The organism is Azospirillum sp. B4 (genome assembly GCF_000333275.1).
Taxonomy (GTDB): Bacteria; Pseudomonadota; Alphaproteobacteria; order Azospirillales; family Azospirillaceae; genus Nitrospirillum.
Genome location: NZ_BACU01000221.1, coordinates 1 through 1,358 on the forward strand (window position 1 = coordinate 1; position 1,358 = coordinate 1,358).

Sequence of the window (1,358 nt, forward strand, 5' to 3'; positions counted from 1 at the left end):
TCAGAAGGCAAATGGTTGCGGGACTGTCGCCACGGTTATGCAACGGTAGCGAATCTTTCACCGCCCCGCTTCCCGATGCGCGGGCCGAATCGCGCTGAAGCACGAGCCCCGGGATCCCTCGCGGCATCCGGGGGCTCTGCCCCGCGTCAGGGGAACATGTCGTCGACGGCGCTTTGGCTCAACTTGCCGTCGCTGCTGGGCGGCTCCGGCGCCTTGGCCGGCTTCGGCGCCGGCTTGGGCGGCGCCACCGGGGCCGGTGCCGGCGGTGGCGGGGGAGGGGGGGGCGGTGGCGGTGGCGGGGGGGCCGCCACCGGGGCGAAGCCACCGCCATCCATCAAGGCGTCGACCATGTTCTGATCGATGCCGCCGCGCAAGGCCGGACCGTGCATCAGGTGGGAATCGGGCCGGACGTCCTGCGGGTCGTCCATGATGGCCTCGGCCGCTTCGCTCTCCAGGCCCCAGATCTCGATCATGGTGTGCACCCGGCGCTCGATATAGCGCATGGTGTTCACAACCTTGGTCATGCGCTGGCCGGTGATGTCCTGGAAGCTGCACGCGGTCATGATCTCCATGACCTCGTTGTCCAGTTCCGCGGCCGCCATGGGCGACTCGCCGCGCAGGCGGTCGGCCACCGACTGGATGCGCTCTGCCCCGTTCAGGATTTCCGTGGTGGCGTGCTCGGTCGCCTGTAGGATGGCGTCCAACTCCTCGGTCGCCAGCATGATGCGGTTGGCCGAGGGATCATCCGGCTTCAGGGCCGCGATTTCGCGCCGGGTCTGGGCGATGTGCGACGCCATCTCCTGCAACTCGCGCCGCAGGATGCGGATATGAGCGCCGGAACTGTCGACCTCGCCCCCCGTCTTGGCTTCCCTCAGAAGGCGACGCACGTCGTCGATGGCGACGACGCGGCCCCGGCGATCCCGCATGCGCAAAAAGGCACGCCCGCGCGCCGTGGACTGCAGCGCGTCCTCGATGCGGGCGTACTCCTCGTCAGACAGGTCGGAAAAGAAATCCGACACAGGCGTCACCCCAACGCGCCGATGACGCTCTCGATCTTTTTCTTCAGCGTGTCGGCGTTAAAAGGTTTCACGATGTAGTTGTTGACGCCGGCCTCCTTGGCGGCGACGACGTTCTCCGTCTTGGACTCCGCGGTCACCATGATGAAGGGCGTACCCTTCAGGCGGACGTCCGCGCGCACTTCCTTCAGAAGCTGCAGACCGGTCATGGGTTCCATGTTCCAGTCGGAAATGACCAGCCCGAAGCTGGAGCCGCGCAGCTTGGCCAGCGCCTCGGCACCGTCGGCGGCCTCTTCGATCTTGGTGAAACCGATCTGCGGAGCAGGTTCNTGATGATGCGCC

Annotated in this window: 1 protein-coding gene and 1 pseudogene; both read right to left on the reverse strand. The window is 66.8% G+C overall.

Annotated features, from left to right (window positions below; genetic code table 11):
- Positions 1–146: 146 nt before the first annotated feature.
- Entirely contained in the window at positions 147–1,028 is an 882-nt protein-coding gene (locus tag I55_RS37690) for a protein phosphatase CheZ (RefSeq protein WP_049973991.1), read from the reverse strand.
- A pseudogene (locus tag I55_RS09630) lies at positions 1,025–1,358 on the reverse strand (response regulator); the annotation flags it as partial. The pseudogene I55_RS09630 and the gene I55_RS37690, both read right to left, overlap by 4 nt.